This window comes from Mycolicibacterium aurum, assembly GCF_900637195.1.
Taxonomy (GTDB): Bacteria; Actinomycetota; Actinomycetes; order Mycobacteriales; family Mycobacteriaceae; genus Mycobacterium; species Mycobacterium aurum.
Genome location: NZ_LR134356.1, coordinates 1,035,172 through 1,056,264 on the forward strand (window position 1 = coordinate 1,035,172; position 21,093 = coordinate 1,056,264).

A 21,093-nucleotide genomic window follows, 5' to 3' on the forward strand; every position below is an offset into this window, starting at 1 on the left:
CACCGCTCGCCGTGGAGGCGTCCGGCGCAACGGGCGGGGCTCAGCGCTGTTCGACGGTGTTTCCGGTGCCGGACTCGGTGACCTCGGGCGTGCCGCTGCGATACGTCACCTGATTGTCGAAACCCGACGCGTTGATCGCGTCGGCCGACTCGACGGTGACGGTGTTCTCGATGCCCGAGACGGTGACCGATGTGCAGCTGCCCTCGATGTCGATGGTGTTCTTCACACCGCTGATGTTCACCGCGCCCCGGTCGCACACGACGGTCTGGTTCTGCTCGATCCCGCCGATGCTGAGCAAGCCGCCCGGCTCCACGGTGGCAGTCTGCCGGGACGGGTCGGTGCGGGTGTCCGCCGCCGGGGGCGGGGTGTCGAGGGAACCCCCGCCTCCGGAGATCGGCGGGGTCGGGTTCTCGGTGAAGCTGTCCGGGCTACCGAGGTTGACGTACATGACGACGCCCACCACAGCTGCTCCGAGGACGGTGACGACCACCAACGGGACGAGCCACAGCGCCGCGGTGTGCGAACGCTTGCGGACGACCTGCTGCGGCGCCGCGTAGTACGGCGACCTGTACTCGGGCGTGCCGTATTGGCCGTACTGGCCGTACTGGCCGTACTGGCCGTACTGGCCCTGGTAGGGAGGGACGGGCCCGGTGGGCGGCGCCTGCGCGTAGGGCTGGGTGCCCAGTTCGCTGGCGCCGGCCTGGTCGGCCAGCGGACGCTCGAGATCCCGGATGCGTGCCTCGGGATCCCCATCCGGCTCCATGGGCAGATGTTTGCACACCTGCTCGCCGGTGCTCAACGGTTACGGTCCCGCGCAGATCCAGCGAATCTGACCAAAGCCTGACCGCCGCACCCGTGCGGCGGTTGGACGCGCCGCCCGGGTGGTACCCACAGGCCATGGTGGCACCGGGTTTTCTCGCCATCGGCAGTGGTCCGGCGGGTGTGAGCGCGGCTGAGACGTTCCGTCGCAGACACCCCCACATCCCCGTCCGCATCCTGTCTGCCGATCCCGCGCTGCCGTATGCCAAGCCGCCGCTGAGCAAGGAGTACCTGGGCGGCGGCCACGCCAACCTGGAGCTCCACACCGCAGGGTGGTTCGCCCGTCATCACATCGACCTGCGGCTCGGGGTCACCGTGGACCGCATCGACGTCGATGCCGCCGAGGTGGTCACCACGGGGGGCGCCCGCTACCCGTACTGGCACCTGGTGCTGGCGTCCGGATCCGCCGCGGTGCCGCTGGAGGTCCCGGGCGGCGCCGCCGCGCAACCGCTGCGGTCGTTCGCCGACGCGGTCGCGCTGAAGATGGCCGCCCGGTACGCCGCGACAGCCGTGGTGATCGGCGGCGGGCTCATCGGCTGTGAGACGGCGAGCCGCCTGGCCGGGCTCGGGGTCAGCACCTGCGTGGTGATCCCCGAGGCCGCGCCGCTGCTACGGAGATTCGGAATGGATGTGGGCGCACGGGTCAGCGACATGCTGGCCGACGCAGGCGTGCGCGTGATCCCGTCCACCTCCGTGGAGGCCGTCGACGCCGACGGGGTCGCGCTGGCATCCGGGGAGATCGTCCCCGGTGACGTCGTCGTCGCAGCCACCGGGGTGCGCCCCGACATCCGGCTCGCCACCGACGCGGGCCTGGAGATCCGCCACGGTCACGTCGTCGTCGACGAGCACATGCGCACGTCGGCCCAGAACATCTACGCTGCAGGCGATGTCACGATCGCGTACAACGTCGCCGCAGGGCGGCCGATTGTCGCCGAGCATTGGCGTGACGCCGCGCAGCAGGGGCTGGTGGCTGGGCTCACCGCGGCCGGACACCCGGCGACGTGGGACAAGGTCCCCGGATTCACCTGCGAGATAGGGCAATTCACGCTTACCTACCGCGGCTGGGGCGCCGGCTACGACCACAGCACGGTGACCGACAAGGACGCCGGCTTCGGTGTGGTCTACCGCTGCGGCGGCCGCGTGGTGGGCACGCTGGATGTCAGAGCCAGTCTTTCCTGCGGAACGTCCAGTACAGCGCCAGCACGAATATCACGATGACCGCGCTGCTGGTGACGAAGCCGGCGACGGTGTTGATGCCGGGGTAGTCCACGTTCTGCCCGTAGAAACCGGTGATCGCCGTGGGTACGGCGACGATGGCCGCCCACCCGGTGAGCTTCTTCATCACGGTGTTCAACCGCGCGTCCTGCAGCGACAGATTGGTCTCGAACACGGTGGTGACCATGTCCCGCAGCGACTCGGTCCACTCCGACGCCCGCTGCACGTGGTCGTACAGGTCGGCGTAGAGCGGGTCGAGTTCGACGGCGATCTTGGCCTCCTGCCGGCGATGCTGGATGGTCGCCACCACCTCGCGCATCGGCAGTACTGCCCTTCGCAGCGCGACGAGGTCTTTGCGTAAGCGGAAAGTTCTGCGCTGAAAGTCCTTTCGAGGCGCGGTGTCGGAGAACAGGTCGTCTTCGAGTGTCTCGATCCCGTCGTCGAGGGCCTGCACCGCGTCGAAGTGGCCGTCCACGACGACGTCGAGCAGCCCGTGCACCAGCGATCCGACCCCGTACTCCTGGCCGCCGAGCTCGTCGAATCGCCGTGACACCTCGTCGATGTCGATGCACGGCGACAGTCGTACCGTGATGAGCCCGCGCGGCAGGACGAAGCCGGAGATGCGGTGCATCTCCAGAACCGACTCGGTGAGGTCGGTCGGGAACGGGTCCCTGGTGATCACCCCGTAGACGGTGAAGAACGTGTGGGTTCGGTAGACGACGGCCTTGGCCCGCTCGGCGTCACCGATGGCATCCTCCACAGCCCATGAATTCAGGCCCAGCTCCCGAGCGAGATCGTCCAGGATCGCGTGGTCGGGGTCGTAGATGTCGCACCAGACGACGGTGCCCTCGGTGGCGAGGTAATCCGAGATCGACGAGAACTCGAAGTCGTCCTGCGGCGTGCCGTCGCGCCAGAGCCGGCCTCGGACGTGTGTCACGGTCCCATCATGGCACTGCCGCCCCCCCGCGAGAGTGAAGCCAGGGTTGTGATGTGGTGGCGAATCGCAGCCGGAAATGCTATTTCGCGGGGTCGACGGCGGTGAGAACCAGATCTAACCGAGCGTGAACTCGGTTGCCAGACCGTCGATTCCGGCCCTGATGGCATTGAGTGCGCCCTCGCGGGCCTTCAGTTTGGTCGCGAGATGGGCGCCGGCGTGCAGCGTGGTCGCCGCGTCCTGCGCCACCTGCTGCGCGCGCGAGAGAACCTGGTCGGCGTCCACGATCTCGTCGAGCCAGCCGGCGGCGATCGCGTCGTCGCCGACGAACGTCGACGCCAGTGCGGTACCGCGCTGGAACGCCGCCGGCGTCAGCCGCATCCGCATGATCTCGATGGCCGAGATCGGGATGGTCATGCCGATGGCCACCTCGATGGCCTGACAGCGCGACTTCGGAGCGCCGACGCGGTGATCGGCGGACAGCAGCAGGAACGACCCCATGGCGATCGCCGGACCGGTGGCGGCGATGATCACCGGCACCGGGAACGTCAGCGTCCGGACCGACAGCTCGAACCCGCCGGCAAGCATGCCCAGCGCCGCTGCGGCATCGCCGGACTGGAACACCGCGAGATCGAAGCCGCCGCTGAACACCCGCGAATTGCCCGCGAGAACCACGGCTTTGGCGTTGTCGGCCTCGGCGCGGTCGAGCGCCTCGTTGATCGCCGACTGCATGGCGGGCCCCAACACGTTCACCTTGCCGTCATCGAGGGTGATGGTGGCCACTGGGTTTTCCGCGTCCGCGAGCTCGTAGGAGACAGTGCTGGTCATAGGTCGAAAGTAACAGCGCAGCCTGCGGGGCTGTCCGGCCGGGTTTGGCAGAGCCGCCGGGGTGTCTCAGGACGCCGTGGCGAGTGCCGAGAGCTGGGGGTCGGTTTCGGGGCGGTCGGCAGGCACGAGACGTTCGGAGCGGGCCGCCCAGTCGGGATCGGCCCACGTGACCTGGGCGGGCAGCCGCCGCCAATACGACGGATGCGCGCGCACGTAGCTCGCCACGCTCGCGTGCACCGCGGCGCCGGGGGGCACATGGCGCAACGGCATCGGGTGCGCACTGCCTGCCAGTGCATCCACTGCGCCCGGGGTGGCGCGCTCCGGACACTGCCGCACCCGCGCCCCGGCCCGGATGGCGCCGTCGACGATCCAGTCGAGCGTGATGCCGGCGAGGGCCTGGCATCCGTGGGGGTGCCCGACGACATCGTCGTGGGCTCCGCGGAACCAGACCTCCTGCGCGCCGTCGCCAGACCATGCACCGAGGTCCGGTACACCGCCGGTCCGGCGTCCGTCGATGGCGACGGCGTGTAGTGCCGTCGTGACGTTGCCCAGGACCCCGGCGGCGCGGCGACGATGGGGCTCGCGCGCCGCGACGGCGTCCCAGAGCCCGAGGAACTCGACGCCCACGCTGATGTCGGCGCGCCCCGACAATGCCGCCGCCAACCGGCCGATGCGCTGCCAATCCGCGTCGTCGCGAGGACTGCGCGACATCACATAGGCGGACAGCACATACGCCTGGAAATCGTCGGCGGTCCAGCCGGGGACATCGGCGTTGAGGACTCCGACGGCACCGAGCAGGCGGGCGAGGTCCATGGCGCACGCCGCGCCGCCGCCCGCGCCGAAGAGGTACAGGCGATCGCCGGCCTCCCATTCCCGCACCAGGAACCGGTAGGCGTCGGCGACCGAGGCGCGGGCGGACGCGAGCGCTGCACGGCGGGGGTGAATTCGACTGCGCTCTCCCGGGGGCGCATCGCCGGTGGACCACACCAGTTGGTCGCGGTCGCGATACAGCAGCCCGGCAACCACACCGGCATTCGAGGTCTGCCGAACACCCGACCGGTCCCGGTCGCAGTCGAAGCACAGCGCGATGTTTTTCACGAAAACCCCCGACGGCAGTGTGCGGACGGCGCTGACCTACGAGTTTGCCAGCTTTGCCGCGCGATGTCTGCGGTTTACCGGTGGCTTTTCCAGTTCGGCCACGGATCGTCACACATGAGCCAAGGCTGTGCTACGGAATCCGCACCCGCGAGCGGGCTGTGGCTACGCGCCGCCCATCAGCATGCGCCACTGGTCGAGGTTGCTCGCCCGGTACACGTAGTTGTTGCCGCGGACGTCCGACAGCGGGGCGCTCGGCTCGGCGGAATACCAGTGCCCGGGGAACACCGTGGGGTCGCCGGGCAGCTGGGCCAGCGCCTGCAGGCTGCGGAACATGTCGTCGACGTTTCCGCCGGGAAAGTCGGTTCGTCCGCAGCCGTCGAGGAACAGGGTGTCACCGGCGACGAGGCGCCCGTCGAGGAGGAAGCACTGACTTCCCGGGGTGTGCCCGGGGGTGTGCAACAGCTCGATCTCGATGTCGCCGACAGAGACCTTGTCGCCGTGTTGGTGCGGCGTCAGCTCGCTGGCCGCGATGCCTGTGACCTTGGCGACCCAGTCCGACTCGTGGGCGTTGACGTGGACCGGCACGCTGACGCGCTCCAGCAGTTCGGCCAGCCCCTTGAGCTCGAAGCCCATCATCGAGCCACCGATGTGGTCGGGGTGATGGTGCGTGACGAGCACACCGGACAGATGCTGGCCGTCGGCCTCGAGGGCGTCCACCAGGTCCGCGGCGGCGTAGGCGGGGTCCACCACCACGGTGTCGCCGGTCTGCCGATCCCCGATCAGGTAGGCGAAGTTGCGCATCTGCTGGGCGATCATGTCGCCCGCCGCATAGTCGCGGCCCGACAGCAACTGCTTGAAGTAGAGGCGGTCCGGACCGTCCATGTCAGCCATGACGGCCAGCGTAGGCAGTGGCCTGGCGGGAGCGCACAACGACCAGCGGTTTGGCGCCTGAATCGGTGAGAATGTACCCTCTTTAAGGCTCAACGCTTGGCGCTGAGCCGATGTACCGCGTGCAGGACAGCAGTGCCCCCTTAGCTCAGTCGGTAGAGCGTTTCCATGGTAAGGAAAAGGTCAACGGTTCGATTCCGTTAGGGGGCTCGGTGGACACTGGGTGAGCGGCCGAAAGTGGCCCTGCCCTGGATCCGTCGGGGCGGTGTAGCTCAGCTGGTTAGAGCGCACGACTCATAATCGTGAGGTCGGGAGATCGAGCCTCCCCACCGCTACAGGAACAACAGCGTGCAGTGAACGCAAAAGAAAGAGAAGTCTGACGTGGCCTCCAGTACAGACGTACGGCCCAAGATCACTTTGGCCTGCGAGGTGTGCAAGCACCGCAACTACATCACCAAGAAGAACCGGCGCAACGATCCCGATCGCCTCGAGATCAAGAAGTTCTGCCCGAACTGCGGCAAGCACCAGGCCCACAAAGAGTCGCGCTAGGCGACCCCGACCCGGGGCCGCGCGCGCCGTCGATTCACGGTCGCCGGGGCTGACTAGGTAGGTTCAACACTCGTGTCTTTCTTGGACGGTCTCGTCGGGTCGCATTTCCGCTATCCCGACCATTACGTCGTCGGTCGCGAGAAAATTCGCGAGTACGCCGTCGCGGTCAAGAACGACGATCCTGCCTTCTTCGACGAGGAAGCCGCCGCAGAGCTCGGACACGACGGTCTGGTGGCGCCGCTGACCTTCATCAGCGTGTTCGGCTATCAGGCCCAGTCGGCGATGTTCGCCGCGAACAACATCCGCATCACCGACGCCCAGATCGTCCAGGTCGATCAGGTGGTCAGGTTCATCCGGCCGATCAAGGCCGGCGACAAGCTGTACTGCGACGTGTGGGTGGACTCGATCCGCAAAGCGCACGGCACCGACATCATCGTCACCAAGAACATCGTCAGCACCGAGAACGGCGATGTTGTGCAGGAGAACTACACCACCCTGGCGGGGCGTAGCGAAGAAGACGGAGAGAGTGGCTTCACACATGGCATTGCGTGAGTTCAGTTCGGTCAGCGTCGGCGATCAGCTGCCGGAGAAGGTCATCCCGCTGACCCGAGGCGACCTGGTCAACTACGCCGGAGTGTCCGGCGACCTCAACCCGATCCACTGGGACGACGACATCGCCAAGCAGGTCGGGCTCGACACTGCGATCGCCCACGGCATGCTGACCATGGGCCTGGGCGGTGGCTACGTCACCTCCTGGATCGGCGACCCCGCCGCCGTCACCGAGTACAACGTGCGTTTCACCGCCGTGGTGCCGGTGCCCAACGACGGCAAGGGCGCCGAGATCGTCTTCAACGGCCGGGTGAAATCCGTTGATCCCGAGACGAAGTCCGTCACCATCGCGCTGAGCGCCACGTCGGGCGGAAAGAAGATCTTCGGTCGTGCCATCGCGACGGCGACGCTGGCGTAGGTAGGAACTGGCATGGCTCTCAAGACAGACATCCGCGGAATGGTCTACAAGTACCCCGACACCTTCGTGGTGGGCCGCGAACAGATCCGGCAGTACGCGAAATCCGTCAAGTCCACCGACCCCGCGAGTCATGACGCGGACGCCGCGGCCGAACTCGGCCACAGCGGGCTTGTCGCCGGACCGACCTTCATGTCGATCTACGCGGTGATGATCCAGCGGCACTTCTTCCAGAACGTCGATCTGGGCATGGAGACCATGCAGATCGTGCAGGTCGACCAGAAATTCCTGTTCCACCGCCCGATCAAGGAGGGCGACGAACTCGACGGCACGATGCACATCGAGTCGGTGGACGAACGGTTCGGCGCCGACATCGTCACCACCCGAAACGTGCTGACCGACCCGAACGGCGAGGTCGTGATGGAGGCCTTCACCACGCTGATGGGGCATGAGGGCGACAACTCGATCTCGGCCGGCTGGGACCCCGAGACCGGCCAGGTGGTGCGCACGCCGGTCAGGCACCACAGCGACACGGCGGATTAGTAAACACAACCGGACGCGCGCTACACTCGGAACTCGGGGTTTTCCCAGTTGAAGCGCGCTGTCCGTCGGCTCAGATCGACCGAACGGGGAGCGCGCGAATTGTGTGGCCTCCGAACGAAGGGGCGTAGCTCAACTGGCAGAGCAGCGGTCTCCAAAACCGCAGGTTGCAGGTTCAAGTCCTGTCGCCCCTGCAACTGAATACGACAAGTGTGGATGCTCGTCCGATTTGGATAATGGATGGGGACCACACGACAGACGACCAGATAAGGATGCATGCGGTGAGCGACGAGCGCGACGGTGTCAGCTCCGCGGACACCGACAGCGGAGAGACCGATGACGGGGACACCCGCGGCCATACCGCAGTGGTGACGCGTCCACTGCGGCCCACCGGCAAGCGGTCGCGGCGGGTCGCCGAGGTCGAATCCGACGACACCGACGAGGTGCCCGAGACCGACAGCGCGGGGTCCAAGGACGACGGCGGCGGCGACAAGCCGAAAAAGAAGAAGACGGCGGCCAAGCAGCCCAAGGACGGGCCCTCGCGCAACCCGATCACGTTCGTCATCAACTATCTGCAGGAAGTCATCGGCGAGCTGCGGAAGGTCATCTGGCCCAACCGCAAGCAGATGGCCAGCTACACGACTGTCGTGCTGTTCTTCCTCATCTTCATGGTGGCGATGATCGGCGGCGTCGACCTTGGTCTGGCAAAGCTCGTGACCTGGGTGTTCGGCTGACCCCAGCGGGTCGGCCAGCGGCACAACAAGCATTGAGAGAGGACTGACACGTGACTAGCTTCGACGGCGAGACAGCCGCGAGCGTGTCCGAGGCGCGCGCCGAGGCCGCAGATCCTGCGGTCGTGATCGCTGATGAAGCGGCCGAGCGACTGGACGACACCACGGCGGCCGAGGCTGTCGAGGACGCCGCTCCTGTCGAGGTTGCAGACGTCGTCGAGGAGACCGACGCGGCGCCGGACGAAGCGCCGGCCGAGGATGAAGATCCCGCCGTCGCGCTCAAGAAGGAGCTTCGCCTCAAGCCGGGCGACTGGTACGTGATCCACTCTTACGCCGGCTACGAGAACAAGGTGAAGGCCAACCTCGAGACCCGCGTGCAGAACCTCGACGTCGGTGACTACATCTTCCAGGTCGAGGTGCCCACCGAAGAGGTCACCGAGATCAAGAACGGCCAGCGCAAGCAGGTCAATCGCAAGGTGCTCCCCGGCTACATCCTGGTCCGGATGGAGCTCAACGACGAGTCCTGGGGCGCGGTGCGCAACACTCCCGGCGTGACCGGCTTCGTCGGCGCCACGTCGCGACCGTCGCCGCTGTCGCTCGACGACGTCGTCAAGTTCCTGCTTCCGCCCGCCGCGGCGAAGAAGCCCGGCAAGGCCGGCGCGGCGGCGTCGGCAGCCTCGTCGGAGGCCACGCTGGAACGGCCGGAGATCCTGGTCGACTTCGAGGTCGGCGAATCGGTCACCGTGATGGACGGTCCGTTCGCGACGCTGCCGGCGTCCATCAGCGAGGTCAACGCCGAACAGCAGAAGCTCAAGGTGCTCGTGTCGATCTTCGGACGTGAAACGCCCGTCGAACTGACCTTCAACCAGGTCGCCAAGATTTAACAGGGCGCAGGCCCTTCAGAAAGGAACGCAACACCCATGCCCCCGAAGAAAAAGGTCACCGGGCTGATCAAGCTGCAGATCCAGGCCGGGCAGGCCAACCCCGCCCCGCCCGTCGGTCCCGCGCTCGGCCAGCACGGCGTCAACATCATGGAGTTCTGCAAGGCGTACAACGCCGCGACGGAAAGCCAGCGCGGCAACGTGATCCCCGTGGAGATCACGGTCTACGAAGACCGCAGCTTCACCTTCGCGCTCAAGACCCCGCCCGCCGCCAAGCTGCTGCTCAAGGCCGCCGGTGTGGCCAAGGGGTCCGGTGAGCCGCACAAGACCAAGGTCGCCAAGGTGACCTGGGATCAGGTGCGCGAGATCGCCGAGACGAAGAAGGAAGACCTCAACGCCAACGACATCGATCAGGCCGCCAAGATCATCGCCGGCACCGCCCGGTCGATGGGTATCACGGTCGAATAGCTTGCGGATCGGCCCGACAGGAGGGTCGAGTATCCGCATTCCGTGGGAGAGCCCGCTTCGGCTCGGACAACCACGAACTCTGAAAACTAGGAGAAGAAAATGAGCAAGACCAGCAAGGCGTACCGGGAAGCCGCAGAGAAGGTCGACAAGGACCGGCTCTACACCCCGCTCGAGGCCGCGAAACTGGCCAAGGAGACGTCGTCGAAGAAGCAGGACGCCACCGTCGAGGTCGCGATGCGGCTGGGCGTCGATCCCCGCAAGGCCGACCAGATGGTGCGCGGCACCGTCAACCTCCCGCACGGCACCGGTAAGACCGCGCGCGTCGCCGTCTTCGCCGTCGGTGACAAGGCCGAGGCAGCCGAGGCTGCAGGCGCCGACATCGTCGGCAGCGATGACCTGATCGAGAAGATCCAGGGCGGATTCCTCGACTTCGACGCCGCGATCGCCACACCCGACCAGATGGCCAAGGTCGGCCGCATCGCGCGCATCCTCGGCCCGCGTGGCCTGATGCCGAACCCCAAGACCGGCACCGTCACCCCCGATGTCGCGAAGGCCGTCGCCGACATCAAGGGCGGCAAGATCAACTTCCGTGTCGACAAGCAGGCCAACCTGCACTTCGTGATCGGCAAGGCGTCGTTCGACGAGAAGTCCCTCGTCGAGAACTACGGCGCCGCGCTCGACGAGATCCTTCGCGCCAAGCCGTCGTCGTCGAAGGGCCGCTATGTCAAGAAGGTCGTCGTGTCGACGACCACGGGCCCCGGGATCCCGGTGGACCCGGCGGTCACCCGCAATTTCACGGAGGAGTAGGCGCCAGCCGGCCTCACACGACGAGAAACCCCGCACCGTCGGTGCGGGGTTTCTTGCGTTCCGAAGTCATAGGGAGTGTTCTTCGGTCGCCGACTCTGGCCCGCCCGGTGCCCCGTCCCCCACGAACGGAATCTCGGGCGCGACGGTCAGAGGTCGACGGTGTCCCCCTGGTGAACCGCGACGAGCGGCCGAAGAACACTCCCTGGCAGCAACATACCATCGGCCCCGGGTATTGGTTCGGTGAATCGTGTAGGATATTTCCGTTCGCGAAGAAATGCAGCCCGCCAGCGGTTTCGGGACAATCCCTGCCGCGTGACGTGAGCCCCCGTGGCGCTCCACGCGGCGGTGAGCAAAGGGATGTCGGACTGTGACGGGTCAGGCGGCGCCGGACACGAAGCGTGCGGTCACGTCGGTGGACAGACGCTGATGAGGTGACCCGGCCCGCTCACACGTGGAGACGACCGCCTCGGGGGAGTCGGCGTCGAACACTCCGTAGAGCACTTCGTCGGTGGGCACCGAGAGTGTCGCCACCAACCGGATCGGTGCGCCCGCGCGGGTGACGGCAGCGGCGGCCGCACGCAGGCGCGTCACGATGTCGTCGACGGTGGCCTCCGCCAGGTTCGGCAGGTACCACTCGGCCAGGAAGCTGGTCCTGCTGCCCACATCGCCCATGATTCGACGGTAGTGGGGCCGGGGCCGGGAGGAATCGGGAGGTTCCCTACACTTTCGGTCGAGCCGGCCCCCGCAGCGCCCGGGAATTCTCCCGAAAAAGTTTGCTGATTCCGGTGCGCCGCAGGCGTTTCGCTGTGATTGTTGACCCATGCGTTCCCAGGTCCGCGCAGTGGTTCTCGTCGTGGTCTCGCTCATCACCGCCGTGACGCTCGGCGTTGCGTCGGCCTTCGTCTCGGCGGTGGCGTTCGGCGCCACGGCGCTCATCGTGCCGGGCACGGGGACGCCGAATGCGGATGTGGTCGACGGGTATCGGGAGAATGCGTGGAGCAGGTACATCGACGGCGTGGCGTGCACCGAAGACTGTTCCGATCCTGATCTCGTCGGAATCCCGTACCCGGCGTCGTTCTGGCCGGTGAGTTTCATCCCCGGCTGGTGTGTCACCGGCAGGTGTGACAAGTGGAACGTCTCGGTCGGGGAGGGCACCGAGAATCTGCTGGACGCGCTGGCGCCGTTCCTTGACCCGGAGTCCGACGAAGACGTCTATATCTTCGGTTACTCGCAGGGCGGTGCGGTCGTCGCGAACGCGCTCGCCGAACTCGCGCTGCTCGATCTGCCCGACTCGGTGAAGGACCGGCTGAAGACCGTCACCATCGGTGGGATCGAGAACCCCGACGGCGGTCTGTGGCAGCGGTTGGCGTGGCTGCAGCTTTTCCTCGGCAACCCGGTCCCCATCCTGGACCTGTCGTTCGACCCGGCCATGCCGGTGGACATCGGGATCGACACCACCAGCATCGGTTTCGAGTACGACCCGGTGGTGTACGCCCCGAAGTACTGGGGCAACCCTTTTGCGATCCTCAACATGATCGCCGCGTTCGACGAGGTGCACGGGTACTACCTGACGCCGAACGAAAACAGCGAGAGCCCCATGGCCTACGGGTACGACGACGAGACGCTGGCGCCCCAGTTGAACTGCAGCCTCAACCCCGGCAACTGCCGGACCGACAGCTTCGGCAACACCTACATCATGATCCCGGCGACCTCGCTGCCGCTGACGAATCTCATTCGCTCGCTTGCAGATTCGCTCGGCATCGGTGGGCTGGCGAAGCCGTTCATCGACCTGGTCGAGCCGGTGGTGCGCGAGCTGGTCGACCTCGGCTACGACTGGAGCGGGAATCCCGGTGTGCCCAGCAGGTCGACCATCCTGCCGTTCAAGATCTTCCAGAACTGGCTCAAGGTCGGTGTCGATTTCGCGATCGCGGCCGTCAAGGGTGTGGAGGCCTTCATCAGGAACTTCATCCCCGCCCCGGTCGCGCAGAATCCTGATGCCACCACATTGACTGTGTCGGACGATGAGGGCACGGTCGAGGCCGCTACCGCCGAGTCCGAGACCCTCGCGACGGTGACCCCGCTGCGGAGCACGTCGACGCCGCAGGTGCCCGCGGTCGAAACAGACGTTGAGGACGCCGACGCCGACGGATCGGCGACTGTCGCGCCGCCGGCCGAGGACGAGGACGGTGTGACCGGCGACGGGGCCGTACCTGCCGAGGAAAGCGACACCGACGGCGGGGACGCGGACGTCACGACCGGCATCGAGGACGACGTGGACGACGTGGACGTCGACCCCGTGCCCGGCGCGGAGGACTCCGGCGCGGAGACGGATACCGACGCCGACACCCATACCGATACAGACAGCGATACCGATACAGACGCCGACACCGACACCGGATCGGATACCGGCGCCCAAGCCGCGGCCTGAGGGCCCTCATGGAGAATCCCCCGCATTCAGGCGTGCGGGGGATTCTTCATGTCCGGGATGTTCAGGTGCCTAGGCGGCGGCACCCTGCTTCAGGTAGGTGACGAGGCTGACATCGATGCTCTCGTCGATGAAGTAGTACTGGCACCCGGTCAAGTACTTCATGTACCGGTTGTAGTTCTCTTCGTCGGTGGCGGCGATCGCCTCGTCCTTGGCAGCTTCGAGCCGGCTGGCCCAGATGCCGAGTGTCTTGATGTAGTGGTTGCGCAGCGACAAGGTCTCCGGCACCACGAACCCGGCCTTCTCGCCGTGCTCGACCATCATCTGGGTGGTGGGCACGCGGCCGCCCGGGAAGATCTCGGTGATCATGAACTTCACGAAGCGGGCCAGCTCGAACGTCAGCTTCTTGCCGCGCTCGGCCAAGTCGTACGGGTGGTAGCCCACGCTGCTCTGAACGGTCATGCGGCCGTCCTCGGGCAGGATCTCGAAGCACGTCTTGAAGAAGTCGTCCCAGCGGTCCTTGCCGAAATGCTCGAACGCCTCGATCGACACGATCCGGTCGACGGGGGAGTGGAACTGCTCCCAGCCCTCCAGGCGGACGTCGTAGGTGCGCTCGGAGTCGACGTTGGCCAGCAGCTGGTTGCAGTACGCCTGCTGGTTCTTGCTCAACGTCAGGCCGATGACGTTGACGTCGTACTTCTCCATGGCCCGCTGCAACGTCAGGCCCCAGCCGCAGCCGACCTCGAGCAGCGTCATGCCGGGCTTGAGGTCCAGCCGGTCGAGGTGCTGGTCGACGTTGGCGACCTGCGCCTCGGAGAGCGTGACGTCGGGTCCGGTGAAGAAGGCACAGCTGTACTTACGGGTCGGATCCTGGAAGACACCGAAGAAGTCGTCCGATAAGTCGTAGTGAGCTTGGATGTCCTCGAAATGAGGAGTCATATCCTTGGTGCCGGTGGATTGATCAGACATATTTCCCCTGCTTCGTGCTTACTGTTCGGTGCAACAAGATCTCCACGTGATTCTGGAAGACCGTACCGAAGACGCGGCTCAACCTTCTGCAAACACGCGTCTTGACGGACAGAGCCTAGCGTTTGAGGTCGCCGGCTATCCAATGCGCGTGCGAGCGCTACTTGGTGAGCGTGAACTGGTTGACGTCGATGTAGCCGACCCGAAAGCCCTCGGCGCACCCGGTGAGGTAGTGCATGTAGCGGTCGTAGACCTCCTGGGACTGCACCGCGATGGCCTCGTCCCGATGGGCCTCCAAGGCCTCGGCCCAGCAGTCCAGCGTGCGGGCGTAGTGCGACTGCAGCGACTGCGTGCGGGTCAGCTCGAATCCCGGCGTCGCGGCGTGCTCGCCGACGAGTTCGATGGTCGGCAGGTATCCGCCCGGGAAGATCTCGGTGAGGATGAACTTCACGAACTTGGCCACCGAGATGGTCAGCGGCATGCCGCGCTCCGACATCTGCGGCAGCGTCAACGCCGTGATGGTGTGCAGCAGCATCACGCCGTCGTCGGGCAGCGCCCGGTACGCCATCGCGAAGAAATCGTCCCAGCGGTCCCTGCCGAAGTGCTCGAACGCGCCGATCGACACGATGCGGTCGACGGGCTGGTCGAACTGCTCCCACCCCTGCAGCAGCACCGTCTTGGACCGGGCGCTGCCGGTGTCGTCCATCGCGGCGAACGCCTTCTCGACGTGTGCCTTCTGGTTCTCGCTCAGCGTCAGGCCGATCACGTTGACGTCGTAGGCCTCGACGGCGCGGATCATGGTGGAGCCCCAGCCGCAGCCGATGTCCAGGAGCGTCATCCCCGGCTCCAGGCCGAGTTTGCCGAGGGCCAGGTCGACCTTCGCGAGCTGCGCCTCTTCCAAGGTCATGTCGTCGCGCTCGAAGTATGCGCAGCTGTAGGTCTGCGACGGGTCGAGGAAGAGCCGGAAGAACTCGTCGGACAGGTCGTAGTGTGCCTGGACGTCTTCGAAGTGTGGTTTGAGTTTTCGCGTTGACGAGGCCATCGCGCGCCCTCCAGAGAGCACTGCCCGAAGAGGATCTCCTGAAACGGCGGTCATGTGCCCGCCCAGCATGCTACGGACTTTTCCTGATACCCGAATTGACGCTGAAGTCAGCCTGCCTCGGCGAACGTGGTCTTCAACTCGCCGACGATGTCGTCCCACAGCGGTTCGGGAAGTTCATGGCCCATCCCGTCGAAAAGGACCAGCCGCGCCCGCGGAATGGCCCGGGCGATCGCCCGGCCCCCGGACGGTCGCATCAGCTTGTCCGCCTTGCCGTGGATGACCACCGTGGGAACCGCGATCTGTCGGTCGTACCGCAGCAGGCTGCCGCTGCCGAGGATGGCGGCGAAATGGCGTCCGACGCCGGCCGGGTAGTAGCAGCGGTCATACCCCTCGATGGCCTCGGCGCGCACCCTGTCCTCCGGCGCCGGGTACCCCGGGCTCCCGATGATCTTGGACACTCGCACGGTGTTGTCGATGACCGCCTCGCGAGTAGATCCCTTGGGGCGCTGCAGGATTGCCATGAGCTGGCGTGGTCCCGGAGGTGGAAGTGCCGTCTTGTTGTTGCTCGAGAATATGATCCCAAGGGACTGCGTCCGCGGGTGGTGGCGTGCCGCGAAGACCTGCGCGATCATTCCGCCCATCGAGGCGCCCACCACGTGAGCGGTGTCGATGGCGAGGTGATCCAGTAGCGCCGCGGCGTCGTCGGCCATGTCTTCCAGCGTGTACCCGGCCGGACTGGGCAGCCCGACGTACGACCGCGCCATCCGGGGCAGCAACGGCGCGCCGGAGCGGCGGTCGGGCAGCTTGCTCGACAGCCCGACGTCGCGGTTGTCGAACCGGATGACCCGCAGCCCCTGGTCGATCAGCTTCTCGCAGAAACCGTTGCGCCACATCAATAATTGCGCGCCAAGGCCCATGATCAGCAGGACGGCGGGATGGTTCGGGTCGCCCAGGTCCTCATAGTGGATCTCGACGTCACCCGACTTCGCGGTGCCGCTACGGATCTCCATCTAGGCGTCGAGCTCGTCGGAATGCTCGCGGGACACTTCGACCATGAAGTTCGCGAAGTAGCCCGTCAGGGCGGGGTCGCTCATCATCTGCCATGTGGGCGCCAGCAGCTTCATGTAGCGCTCCACGTACAGGAACTGCTTGCCGATGAGCACGAGCTCGCGCGGCAGCTTGACGTCGTAGGCCTCGGCCAGCGTGGAAAGTTGCTTGCCGATCTCGGCATAGCTCAAGTCGCCCAACGACTTCAACGTCAGCGGCTCGGCGAACTTCTCCAGGTCCTTCGCCGCCTCCGCCTCCGGCTTCATGGTGCCGACCGCGCCCATCAGCACCACGATCTTGCCCGCGGCGGCGTGGTCCTTCTTGACCAGCAGCGCGTAGACGAGCTCGCGCAGCAGCCACCGGGTCCGCGGGTCAATGCGGCCCATGATGCCGAAGTCGAAGAACACGATCTTGCCGTCGTCGTCGACGTACAGGTTGCCTGCGTGCAGGTCGCCGTGGAACAAGCCGTGGCGCAGGCCGCCCTCGAACACGCTGAACAGCAACGCCTTCACCAACTCGGTGCCGTCGAAGCCCTTCTTGCGGATCGCGGCGACGTCGTCGATCCGCACGCCCGTCACCCGTTCCATCGTCAGCACGCGCTCGCTGGTCAGGTCCCAGTAGACCTGAGGGACGCGAATGTTCTTGCCCAGTGGGGAGGCGTGCATGTGCGCCACCCAGGCATCCATCGACTGGGCCTCCAGCCGGAAGTCGAGTTCCTCGGCCAGATTGTCGGCGAAGTCGGCGACCACGTCCTGGGCCGAGAGTCGCTGCCCGAGCTTGGCGAACTCGACCAGCCGGGCGCCACGCTTGAGAATCTGCAGGTCGGCGGCCACGCGGCGGCGGATACCGGGCCGCTGGATCTTGACCACAACCTCCTCGCCGGTGAGCAGCGTCGCATAGTGCACCTGCGCGATCGACGCCGACGCGAACGGCTTGTCGTCGAATGACGCGAACAGGTTCTTCGGGTCGTCGCCGAGTTCTGCCCGCAGCAGTTTGTGCACGGCCTCGCCGTCGGCAGGGGGAACCCGATCCAGCAGGCTGCGGAACTCGCGGCTCAGCGGCTCACCGAAAGCGCCCGGGCTCGACGCGATGATCTGGCCGAACTTGACGTAGGTGGGGCCGAGGTCGGCGAAGGCCTGCGGGATCTGCTTGACGACCTTCTGCTGCAGCGAGCCGCGGCCGGCGAGCTTGCCGACGACGCGGGCGCCGGTGCGGGTTATCTGCCAACCTGTCACGCCGATGCGGGCTGCCTCGACCGGAAGCGGTACCCGGTCCAGCCTGGCAACCTCGCGATGTGGTGTCTTGCGCGGTGCACTCATAAGGGGAAGTGTCTCAAAACGCGCGGCTCATGGGAAAAAGGAGTGGACCGGGTCACAGAATCGCGGGTGCCCCGGGCGTCACACCTCACCGCGTTCACGGCGCTGCGGCAAAGGCGTCTTCCACCTCGGCGCGGCTGCGCACGGGATCGGTGCCGAGGCGATACGTCGGCATGGTGTGGGGTGCGAGGTCCGGATCGATGCCGCCGGCGACGCGGGCCTTGGCCTGTTCGAACTCGGGCATCGGCCCCGAGGCGACGTGGAGCCCGTTGATCACCGACCACACCGTGGCGCGTCGGGCGGTTCGTTCGACGATGTTCGGGTCCCGATGCGCGATCATGCCCTTCGCCCAGGGCGGCATGGTGTCGCGTACCGCCCAGTTGAGCGCCGCCAGGGGCAGCGGGAGGCCGGGCCCGGTCGCCATGGCTGCGCCGTAGGTGACGGCAAGCTTGGGCAGATAGGACTTCAGGCAGTCCCGCGTCTCCTGTTTGGTGGACGGCAGGTCGGTGCCGCCGAGGGCCTGACCCACCCGGGCGAACTCCCCGTAATAGCGGTCAAGATCTTTGCCGCGCAACGGTTGTGGGTGATAGAGCTCGTGTGCGGTCGCGATTCCCCAGACCACGGTCGCGTAGTTCCAGCGCAGCCATTCGGGGTCGTCGGCGTCGTAGCGCGCGCCGTCGGGCCGCGTCCCTTTGATGGTGTGGTGCATCGAGCGCACGGCGAGTGCGAGCCGTTCGGCGGTCGGGGTGGACCCGTACGCGGTGCCGATGAAGAAGGCGACGGAGTGCCCCAGTCGCGCTCCGAAGCCCTTCGGATCGAGCGCAGGCATCGGATCGCTTTTGGTTTCGGGTTTGACGAGCCGTGAATGGTGGACGCCCATCCAGTAGATGGACGGGTCGAGTCGTTCAAGGAAGGCCGCGCACTGCAGCCCGAAGATCAGCGCGTGCACGTGAGAGTGCACATGCCAGACGGCGCTGCCCGGGCCGAACCAGCCCGGGTCGCCCACCGGGCCGGCGAAGTCCATGCCCCGGAAGAAGTGTGTCCGGACGAGCCGGTCGAATTTCCTGTTCACCTGATCCTGGACCAGATGATGCGCGAGTTGATGCGGCAGGTACATGAAGGCCTTCCGGACGTGGGCACGAAAAAGTGGTCACAGCTGTTACCAGAATAGCGTTTGGGTACGGATGTGGCCAGAACCCGGCGGTTCCCGCTTACGCTGTTACCCGTGTCAGGCCCGACGTCCCATCCGACGTCCACTCAGACGAGGTGGGCGGGGGTGCCGCTCACCGACCGCCGTGCCGAACGGCGCGGACTGCTGGTCGATGCCGCCTTCCGGTTGTTCGGTGACGGCGGGGAGGCCGCACTGTCCGTGCGCTCGGTGTCTCGGGAAAGCGGACTGAACACCCGCTACTTCTACGAGAGCTTCTCCGGCACCGATGATCTGCTGGGCGCGGTCTATGACCGGGTGAGCGCCGAACTGGCCGGGGTCGTCGAGCGGGCCATGTCCGAGGCCGGGGATTCGCTGCGCGCGCGTACCCGCGCAGGCATGGCGGCGGTGTTGCACTTCAGCTCCACCGACCCGCGGCGTGGGCGCGTGTTGTTCACCGATGCGCGCGCCAACCCGGTGCTCACGGCGCGGCGCGCCGCCACCCAGGACCTGCTGCGCGAAGCGGTGCTAACCGAGGGTGGGCGCGTGCAGCCCGACTCCGACCCGGTGGCCGCCGTGGTGGGAGCCGCGATGTACACCGGCGCGATGGCGGAGCTGGCGCAGCAGTGGCTGGCCGGACATCTCGGAGACGACCTCGACGCCGTCGTCGACCACGCGTTGACGCTCGTGCTGCGCTGAGGTCGTTCCGGTCTGGGCGGCCGCCAGTTTTCTGCCAGCAGACGTTCAATTTCTGCCACCGGAATTATTGCCGTGAGCTGCGGGTTCAAGCCATCAGATCATCACGATCTACACCACAGAGACAACGTCGAAACCGCGTGATTGCACTCCACGGCTCCGACCCAGACACGGGAAGAGCACCCACCATGAAGAACCTGTCCATCGCCACCGTCACCGCCGCCGCGCTGTCCGCCGCGTTCCTGGGGCTGGCCGCGCCCGCACTGGCCGCGCCCACCGGAAGCAACGCCGACGCCACGATCAGCCAGCTGGAAGCCCAGGGCAACCGGGTCATCGTCAACCGGCTCTCCGACGCTCCCCTTTCCGAGGCCTCGGTAGTGAGCGTCAAGCAGGGCGGACAGATCCGCGGGACCGTGCAGGACGATTTCAACGACCGGACCTATCAGCAGACCGTGACCGGAAACGTCTACTACGTAGACGTCCGCTGACACGCTGACGACAAAAAGGGCCACCTCCCGCGGGAGGTGGCCCTTTGCGTGCGCGGGACGTTATGCGCCGGCAGGCGAGAAAGGCTTCAGCCACTCGGTCTCCGGCCACCCCTCCAGCCCGGCCAACAGCTCATAGAGAGTGGCTCCGTCGATGCTCTCGCGGACGATGTCGCCCTGGCCTGCGTGCCTGGCCAGCTCCTCGATCAGGTGGAATATCACCCAGCGCACCGACCATGCCGGCACGTCCTTGGGGAACCACGGCACATGCTGCGGAATCGGGACCGCCGCGCCCAGATCCGACGTCTCCACCAACCGGATCGTCTCGGCGTTCTGCCGGTCGAACGCGGCCAGGATGTCGGCGAGCGTCTCGTCGTCGCGCATCACGAACTCGTCGCCGTAGTCGGCGGCCTGATCCTCCATCGGGCGCTTGTCGCTGTCGCAGAGTTCTGGTGCGGCGGCGACCCGCTCCATCCAGCCGTGCTGGCACTGCGTCACGTGCTTGATCAGACCGCCGATGGACAGCGCGCTCACCGACGGCGTCGACCGGGCCTGCTCGTCGGTGAGGCCGAACGCGATCGCGTGGAAGGCGTACTGCTGAGCAGCGAGGTACTCCTTGAGTCCGGCGCGCTCGTCGGCGATGGGTGGCGGCATAGCGGGCATGTCAGTTTTCCTTGTCAGCAGTGGTGGTGTGGGCGTAAAGATCTCGGAGCAAAGCGATTTCGGCTCCGTGGTGAATCACTTCGCGGTTGATGTGCAGGATCAGGGTGGTCATCGGCTTGTCGGCGTAAGGCCCTTCCGCGGGTCCGCACGGTTCTGACAGACGCGCATCGTCGAGGCTGCGCACCCCGGCCATCCAGCAGGCGTAAGCGTCGTCGAGTTGGCGTAGTGCGGTCGCGGCGTCGGCCGCGTAGGGCCAGGACTCGTAGTCGGCGGGCGGACCTCCGAAGTGGGAGTGCGCCCGCACGGCGAGCACCCCGACGATCACGTGCGCCAGCCGCCAGGCGATGGTGGTCAGCGGCTCCGGCCGCGGCGGCGGATAGGCGAAATCGGGGATCACCCGCGGGCCGTCCCTCCGGAGGGTCCAGCAGCCGGGCACCGGCTCGAAGAAGTACTCGTCGTCGGTCAGCCCGTCCAGGCGCGGCCGCAGCTGGCCCGCCCAGTGCCAGTCGAGTTGTTCTGCCAGGTGAGAAACCAGTTCGTTGCTCATGCCGATAACTCTCTCAGCTATTTAGGACAGATTCGGT

Annotated in this window: 25 protein-coding genes and 3 tRNA genes; 15 read left to right on the forward strand and 13 right to left on the reverse strand. The window is 66.4% G+C overall.

Annotation, left to right across the window (positions count from 1 at the left end; genetic code table 11):
• Positions 1-40: 40 nt before the first annotated feature.
• On the reverse strand, positions 41-763 hold the full coding sequence (locus tag EL337_RS04945) for a DUF3060 domain-containing protein (protein WP_048635020.1): 723 nt from the start codon (positions 761-763) through the stop codon (positions 41-43).
• Positions 764-897: 134 nt separating this feature from the next.
• Here EL337_RS04945 and EL337_RS04950 point away from each other — a divergent pair, with 134 nt between their 5' ends.
• Complete coding sequence (locus EL337_RS04950; RefSeq protein ID WP_048635021.1) at positions 898-2,037, forward strand: NAD(P)/FAD-dependent oxidoreductase; 1,140 nt, start codon at positions 898-900, stop codon at positions 2,035-2,037.
• Here EL337_RS04950 and EL337_RS04955 read toward each other — a convergent pair.
• From EL337_RS04955 to EL337_RS04970, 4 genes are all read right to left on the reverse strand, one after another.
• Positions 1,979-2,971 (reverse strand): magnesium transporter CorA family protein, encoded by a 993-nt coding sequence (locus EL337_RS04955; RefSeq protein WP_048634980.1) that lies wholly within the window; start codon positions 2,969-2,971, stop codon positions 1,979-1,981. The genes EL337_RS04950 and EL337_RS04955 overlap by 59 nt on opposite strands.
• Before the next feature lie 114 nt (positions 2,972-3,085).
• Complete coding sequence (locus tag EL337_RS04960; RefSeq protein WP_048634981.1) at positions 3,086-3,796, reverse strand: crotonase/enoyl-CoA hydratase family protein; 711 nt, start codon at positions 3,794-3,796, stop codon at positions 3,086-3,088.
• 66 nt (positions 3,797-3,862) lie between these two features.
• A complete protein-coding gene (locus EL337_RS04965; RefSeq protein ID WP_048634982.1) occupies positions 3,863-4,894 on the reverse strand; it encodes a phospholipase effector Tle1 domain-containing protein in 1,032 nt (343 codons plus the stop codon).
• A 162-nt stretch (positions 4,895-5,056) separates the two neighbouring features.
• Complete coding sequence (locus EL337_RS04970; protein ID WP_048634983.1) at positions 5,057-5,776, reverse strand: MBL fold metallo-hydrolase; 720 nt, start codon at positions 5,774-5,776, stop codon at positions 5,057-5,059.
• Positions 5,777-5,919: 143 nt separating this feature from the next.
• Between EL337_RS04970 and EL337_RS04975 the strand changes: the two genes are divergently transcribed.
• From EL337_RS04975 to rplA, 11 genes are all read left to right on the forward strand, one after another.
• A tRNA-Thr gene (locus tag EL337_RS04975) sits at positions 5,920-5,992 on the forward strand.
• Positions 5,993-6,043: 51 nt separating this feature from the next.
• Positions 6,044-6,117: transfer RNA gene (locus tag EL337_RS04980), tRNA-Met, on the forward strand.
• A 46-nt stretch (positions 6,118-6,163) separates the two neighbouring features.
• Positions 6,164-6,331 (forward strand): 50S ribosomal protein L33, encoded by a 168-nt coding sequence (gene rpmG / locus EL337_RS04985; RefSeq protein ID WP_003929651.1) that lies wholly within the window; start codon positions 6,164-6,166, stop codon positions 6,329-6,331.
• A gap of 72 nt (positions 6,332-6,403) precedes the next feature.
• Positions 6,404-6,883 (forward strand): (3R)-hydroxyacyl-ACP dehydratase subunit HadA, encoded by a 480-nt coding sequence (gene hadA, locus EL337_RS04990; RefSeq protein ID WP_048634984.1) that lies wholly within the window; start codon positions 6,404-6,406, stop codon positions 6,881-6,883.
• A complete protein-coding gene (hadB, locus tag EL337_RS04995; RefSeq protein WP_048634985.1) occupies positions 6,870-7,298 on the forward strand; it encodes a (3R)-hydroxyacyl-ACP dehydratase subunit HadB in 429 nt (142 codons plus the stop codon). The genes hadA and hadB overlap by 14 nt, the downstream gene beginning before the upstream one ends.
• 12 nt (positions 7,299-7,310) lie before the next feature.
• Positions 7,311-7,838 carry a (3R)-hydroxyacyl-ACP dehydratase subunit HadC gene (gene hadC, locus EL337_RS05000; RefSeq protein ID WP_048634986.1) on the forward strand — a complete coding sequence of 176 codons (528 nt, stop codon included), beginning with the start codon at positions 7,311-7,313 and terminating at the stop codon, positions 7,836-7,838.
• A gap of 118 nt (positions 7,839-7,956) precedes the next feature.
• Positions 7,957-8,029 (forward strand) — tRNA-Trp (locus EL337_RS05005).
• Between the two features lie 87 nt (positions 8,030-8,116).
• On the forward strand, positions 8,117-8,569 hold the full coding sequence (gene secE, locus EL337_RS05010; protein ID WP_048635022.1) for a preprotein translocase subunit SecE: 453 nt from the start codon (positions 8,117-8,119) through the stop codon (positions 8,567-8,569).
• A 50-nt stretch (positions 8,570-8,619) separates the two neighbouring features.
• Entirely contained in the window at positions 8,620-9,450 is an 831-nt protein-coding gene (gene nusG, locus EL337_RS05015; protein WP_048634987.1) for a transcription termination/antitermination protein NusG, read from the forward strand.
• A gap of 36 nt (positions 9,451-9,486) precedes the next feature.
• Positions 9,487-9,915 carry a 50S ribosomal protein L11 gene (gene rplK, locus EL337_RS05020; protein ID WP_048634988.1) on the forward strand — a complete coding sequence of 143 codons (429 nt, stop codon included), beginning with the start codon at positions 9,487-9,489 and terminating at the stop codon, positions 9,913-9,915.
• Between the two features lie 99 nt (positions 9,916-10,014).
• On the forward strand, positions 10,015-10,722 hold the full coding sequence (rplA, locus tag EL337_RS05025) for a 50S ribosomal protein L1 (protein ID WP_048634989.1): 708 nt from the start codon (positions 10,015-10,017) through the stop codon (positions 10,720-10,722).
• A gap of 375 nt (positions 10,723-11,097) precedes the next feature.
• Here the strand turns inward: rplA and EL337_RS05030 are convergent, their stop codons facing one another.
• Positions 11,098-11,394, reverse strand: coding sequence for a hypothetical protein (locus tag EL337_RS05030; protein WP_048634990.1), 297 nt, complete (start codon positions 11,392-11,394; stop codon positions 11,098-11,100).
• A 148-nt stretch (positions 11,395-11,542) separates the two neighbouring features.
• On the opposite strand from EL337_RS05030, the gene EL337_RS05035 reads away from it, so the two are divergent.
• Positions 11,543-13,150, forward strand: coding sequence for a PE-PPE domain-containing protein (locus EL337_RS05035; RefSeq protein ID WP_048634991.1), 1,608 nt, complete (start codon positions 11,543-11,545; stop codon positions 13,148-13,150).
• A gap of 69 nt (positions 13,151-13,219) precedes the next feature.
• Here EL337_RS05035 and EL337_RS05040 read toward each other — a convergent pair whose 3' ends face one another.
• From EL337_RS05040 to EL337_RS05060, 5 genes are all read right to left on the reverse strand, one after another.
• Positions 13,220-14,116, reverse strand: a complete 897-nt coding sequence (locus tag EL337_RS05040) for a cyclopropane mycolic acid synthase family methyltransferase (protein WP_048634992.1) — start codon at positions 14,114-14,116, stop codon at positions 13,220-13,222.
• Positions 14,117-14,273: 157 nt separating this feature from the next.
• Entirely contained in the window at positions 14,274-15,155 is an 882-nt protein-coding gene (locus EL337_RS05045; protein WP_048634993.1) for a cyclopropane mycolic acid synthase family methyltransferase, read from the reverse strand.
• Between the two features lie 107 nt (positions 15,156-15,262).
• Positions 15,263-16,165 carry an alpha/beta fold hydrolase gene (locus EL337_RS05050; protein ID WP_048634994.1) on the reverse strand — a complete coding sequence of 301 codons (903 nt, stop codon included), beginning with the start codon at positions 16,163-16,165 and terminating at the stop codon, positions 15,263-15,265.
• Complete coding sequence (locus tag EL337_RS05055) at positions 16,166-17,521, reverse strand: ABC1 kinase family protein (RefSeq protein WP_048634995.1); 1,356 nt, start codon at positions 17,519-17,521, stop codon at positions 16,166-16,168.
• A gap of 94 nt (positions 17,522-17,615) precedes the next feature.
• Complete coding sequence (locus tag EL337_RS05060; protein WP_048634996.1) at positions 17,616-18,635, reverse strand: oxygenase MpaB family protein; 1,020 nt, start codon at positions 18,633-18,635, stop codon at positions 17,616-17,618.
• A gap of 108 nt (positions 18,636-18,743) precedes the next feature.
• Between EL337_RS05060 and EL337_RS05065 the strand changes: the two genes are divergently transcribed.
• Positions 18,744-19,364 carry a TetR/AcrR family transcriptional regulator gene (locus EL337_RS05065; protein ID WP_048634997.1) on the forward strand — a complete coding sequence of 207 codons (621 nt, stop codon included), beginning with the start codon at positions 18,744-18,746 and terminating at the stop codon, positions 19,362-19,364.
• A gap of 185 nt (positions 19,365-19,549) precedes the next feature.
• Positions 19,550-19,849 (forward strand): hypothetical protein, encoded by a 300-nt coding sequence (locus tag EL337_RS05070; RefSeq protein ID WP_048634998.1) that lies wholly within the window; start codon positions 19,550-19,552, stop codon positions 19,847-19,849.
• Positions 19,850-19,909: 60 nt separating this feature from the next.
• Here EL337_RS05070 and EL337_RS05075 read toward each other — a convergent pair whose 3' ends face one another.
• Positions 19,910-20,509 carry a DinB family protein gene (locus EL337_RS05075; protein WP_048634999.1) on the reverse strand — a complete coding sequence of 200 codons (600 nt, stop codon included), beginning with the start codon at positions 20,507-20,509 and terminating at the stop codon, positions 19,910-19,912.
• Between the two features lies 1 nt (position 20,510).
• Positions 20,511-21,056: a DinB family protein gene (locus EL337_RS05080; protein ID WP_048635000.1), complete on the reverse strand. Its 546-nt coding sequence runs from the start codon at positions 21,054-21,056 to the stop codon at positions 20,511-20,513.
• Positions 21,057-21,093 lie beyond the last annotated feature (37 nt).